Genomic DNA, 3,417 nt, shown 5'->3' with positions numbered 1-3,417 from the left:
GATCATTACTGTAAATTATAGACACATTTCTCCTTTAAATTTTTGTGTCTTAAGTATACATCAATCGATCTGCAGCTCCTAATGACTTAGGCTATACTCTTCCTTTTTAAACAACTTTTTGTTTTTAAAAATGTTATGGCTCAACTAACTTATCCATAAATATGGTCAATAAAAAAGACCCCTTTAAAAGGAGCCTATGTTTTATTTTTTATATTCTGTTGTTTTTATAATCTGGTGGAGAGAGAGGGATTCGAACCCTCGCGCCCTATTTCTAGAGCTCTCACTTAGCAGGCGAGCACTTTTAACCACTCAGTCATCTCTCCACATAAAATTCAACAAAATTTCAAACATTTAAATTTCAAATAAATTTACTTTTTAATAATACTGTTTTTCGTGATTTTTACAAGTGAAAGATCTCAATTTATGCCAATTTGTGATAGCTTGTCTTCATATTCGAGTAAAGAGGCTCAAAGGATTTTATGGCTTTAATAATAGAAATAAAAGTAGTCCCTCAGTCAGGAAAGCATGCACTATGCTTAGATAAATCGGGCATTCTCAAATGCTTTGTAAAAGCAGCTCCAGAAGACGGCAAAGCTAACAAAGAGGTAGTAGAGGTTGTAAGCGGCGCCATAGGCATTGCTAAAAAATTTGTTGAAATTATATCTGGATTAACATCTCGCAAAAAGAAGCTCGCAATCGATATTGATCTAACCTATGAACAGTTTTTAATAAAAATTGGATGTAGCGTACAGAAAAAAATGTTTTAATTGACGATTCTGCTGTTTTCTCGTACACTTTTGATATATATTTATTTGAAATTTATGTGCCAAGGTGGCGAAATTGGTAGACGCACGGGACTCAAAATCCCGCGATGGCGACATTGTGTCGGTTCGAGTCCGACTCTTGGCACCATTTATTTTTTCAAACAAGGTTGCCAAGGCAACCGTTCTCTTAGAAATTCTTTTCTAAAATTAATGCGCCCGTAGCTCAGCTGGATAGAGCGTCAGACTACGAATCTGAAGGTCAGAGGTTCGACCCCTCTCGGGCGCACCAGCTTTCGCCAAGGCTTCAGCTGGCACGGCCATAACTGAATGCCCAAAGCAAAAATCGAAGAAATAAACCGAATCCTTAAAAGCGAAAGCTGTCCGCCGTAGTAAATGAGCGAAAGCGAAATACGTAGGCTGGGCGATAAAAATAAAAAGTCATAAATATCATGTATTATGTGTACCTTATTCGATCTATCAATTCTCCAGATAAAAAATATATAGGCTTTACTGATAATTTTGCAGAAAGATTAAAAACTCATAATGCATGAAGCTCACCTCATACTAAGCCACATATACCTTGGAAAATAGAAATATTAATTGGCTTTGATGATAAACTAAAAGCTGCTGCCTTTGAAAAATATCTAAAATCTGGGGCAGGTAGAGCATTTGCTCAAAAAAGATTTTGGTAACTTCAGGGCTCAGAAAAAACGATCATTTTTTTCATACACGTTATAGAAAATCTTTAAACGCTAGCGATATTCCGCTAGCATCGGAAAAAATGAATGGCAGGCCATTAAAGGTAGCTTATAAGCTGAGCGCAACAAAAAGTGGATTTTATTTTGAATTGATAATTTATCTTACAGCTTTGTCGTTGCCGCCAACATAGCCAAGAGCGTGATTTGTAGCCACATAAGAATTCTCTTTGATTTTATAAGTAAAAAGGCAGATGACTGCTTGCAACACAACTAAAAGCGTCATCAAAAGTATTAACATGTTGCGCTTGCTATCGCTCAAACAATTATTTATAGGGTCCATAGATTTCCTTTTCAAAGTTTAACAATAATATATCATTACTTTTGGACGGCATAATATCATTAAACTCAAACTCAAGCGTTTCTATTAACACTCATGACAGAGTTCGTCCGTATTGCACCTGGTGATTTAATCCGACCTTCATTTTGCATAAAATCATTAATTAATTTCACAAACTGTTTTTGAACTTCTATGTCATTTTTAAAATCAAGACATGCATTTAAAGTCAAAACTGGTATTTCTTCATCATCAGACCACTGTTTTGACACAAGCCAATTTTCATGTCGATCATGCAAAGTTTGTAAGTATTCCAACGAAACGACACCTTCCTCAGCTCGCGCACGAGCTTTCATCCTGTTGTGACAAACTTCTGGAGTAGTGTGCAAATAAATAACCCCTCTAGGCTTTGGCATTTGTTTGTTAAACCAGTCCCAAGAGTTAATATACATCGCCTGCTCTAAGTCATTAAGCATTCCAGCCGCCGCTAAATTCTTGAAAAAGCAATATTTTCCAGAGAATAAAGAACGCTCCATAAAATAAATATTAGAAGTAGGACGTACAAAATTTTGAAACTGTTGAACAACCGTCATCATTACATAAGATAACATCGAATAGGCCCATCGCTTAGTATCTTTATAAAAAGCATCCAATAAATTGTGTCCTTGTATGTTTTGCCATTTATCACATGGTTCAGGAATGCAGACAGCTTGAGGGAAATAGTTTGATAACATTTGCAAAAAGGTAGACTTACCAGCACCAATATTGCCCTCTATTAAGAATAATTGCTGCTGAGCTTGGTCCCCGCTCATCAAATCAGGCATGCTTGTCTCAAACTGTCGACCAACTGTTGACACTGCGCCAGCTCCCAAAGCTCGACCAACCTGAACTCCCGTTCGAGAGGTCACTTGCCTCATACCCATAGCCTGGCTGCTTACCAGAAAACTGAGAGCACATAATAGATATTTTTGATTTGTAGCCATAAGACTTCCCTTTATTTTTTTATTCCCCCATGGAGACCTATATTTCTACCCTAACAAAAGCGCTCAACTAAAAACAATGGTTTATACCCTGTCTTCGCTTTTAGCTACGTCAGGCTACGCCCCTAAAGGCACAAAATTAAAAAAATCACTCTGCTCAAAGAAGAAAGACTATCCGATCGAAGCCGTAAGTCGAAGACGGACCCCGTGAAAAAACGCCTTTCCAGAGGCAAAAATACTTAGGTTTTTACTTAAGAAAAATATAAAAACAAATATAGATAAAAGGGATAACCCGCAATAAAAAAACTGGTAACTAAAATGATTACTTTAAGCCCAGCACGGCTGGATTATAGCCACAGATGGGCAAAAAACAGCCTGTGCTAATTCGTACATAAATGTATAAATTAGCACAGGCTGTTTTTTGCAACAAGAGTTCTTATTAAATTCAAACCAAGAGCCAATGGTGAGTATTTTTACCCACAATTGGCTCTTGGTTTGAATTTAGTTTCGCATACAACACAAATGTCTTTATCTATAGATTTACATTAAAATGCTAACATATTTTATCATTATTCTACAATAATTTACTCGCGATACTTAAAATCATCTCTCTCTTTTGGCCCTACAGCACGGTCTCTTTT

Annotated in this window: 3 protein-coding genes, 3 tRNA genes and 1 pseudogene; 4 read left to right on the top strand and 3 right to left on the bottom strand. The window is 36.6% G+C overall.

Features of this window, described 5'->3' with window-relative positions; all coding sequences use genetic code 11:
* Positions 1-232: 232 nt before the first annotated feature.
* Positions 233-323: transfer RNA gene (locus tag NTU89_00095), tRNA-Ser, on the bottom strand.
* 156 nt (positions 324-479) lie between these two features.
* Here NTU89_00095 and NTU89_00090 point away from each other — a divergent pair.
* The 4 genes and pseudogenes from NTU89_00090 to NTU89_00075 all read left to right on the top strand — a co-directional run bounded on the left by NTU89_00090 (position 480) and on the right by NTU89_00075 (position 1,456).
* Positions 480-767, top strand: a complete 288-nt coding sequence (locus tag NTU89_00090; protein ID MCX5922948.1) for a DUF167 domain-containing protein — start codon at positions 480-482, stop codon at positions 765-767.
* Positions 768-825: 58 nt separating this feature from the next.
* Positions 826-912: transfer RNA gene (locus NTU89_00085), tRNA-Leu, on the top strand.
* 64 nt (positions 913-976) lie between these two features.
* Positions 977-1,053, top strand: a tRNA-Arg gene (locus NTU89_00080).
* A gap of 160 nt (positions 1,054-1,213) precedes the next feature.
* Positions 1,214-1,456 (top strand): annotated as a pseudogene (locus NTU89_00075) (GIY-YIG nuclease family protein).
* A gap of 163 nt (positions 1,457-1,619) precedes the next feature.
* Here NTU89_00075 and NTU89_00070 read toward each other — a convergent pair.
* A complete protein-coding gene (locus tag NTU89_00070; protein ID MCX5922947.1) occupies positions 1,620-1,802 on the bottom strand; it encodes a hypothetical protein in 183 nt (60 codons plus the stop codon).
* 71 nt (positions 1,803-1,873) lie between these two features.
* A complete protein-coding gene (locus NTU89_00065; protein ID MCX5922946.1) occupies positions 1,874-2,779 on the bottom strand; it encodes a deoxynucleoside kinase in 906 nt (301 codons plus the stop codon).
* Positions 2,780-3,417 lie beyond the last annotated feature (638 nt).

Source organism: Candidatus Dependentiae bacterium (genome assembly GCA_026389065.1).
Lineage (GTDB): Bacteria > Babelota > Babeliae > Babelales > Chromulinivoraceae > JACPFN01.
The sequence above is the reverse complement of the archived record's forward strand: the minus strand, read 5'-3'. Positions and strand labels throughout refer to the sequence as shown.

Coding starts and splice junctions, on each gene's coding strand:
- NTU89_00065 (MCX5922946.1), bottom strand. CDS start 2,779: ATGGCTACAAATCAAAAATATCTATTATGTGCTCTCAGTTTTCTGGTA.
- NTU89_00070 (MCX5922947.1), bottom strand. CDS start 1,802: ATGGACCCTATAAATAATTGTTTGAGCGATAGCAAGCGCAACATGTTA.
- NTU89_00090 (MCX5922948.1), top strand. CDS start 480: ATGGCTTTAATAATAGAAATAAAAGTAGTCCCTCAGTCAGGAAAGCAT.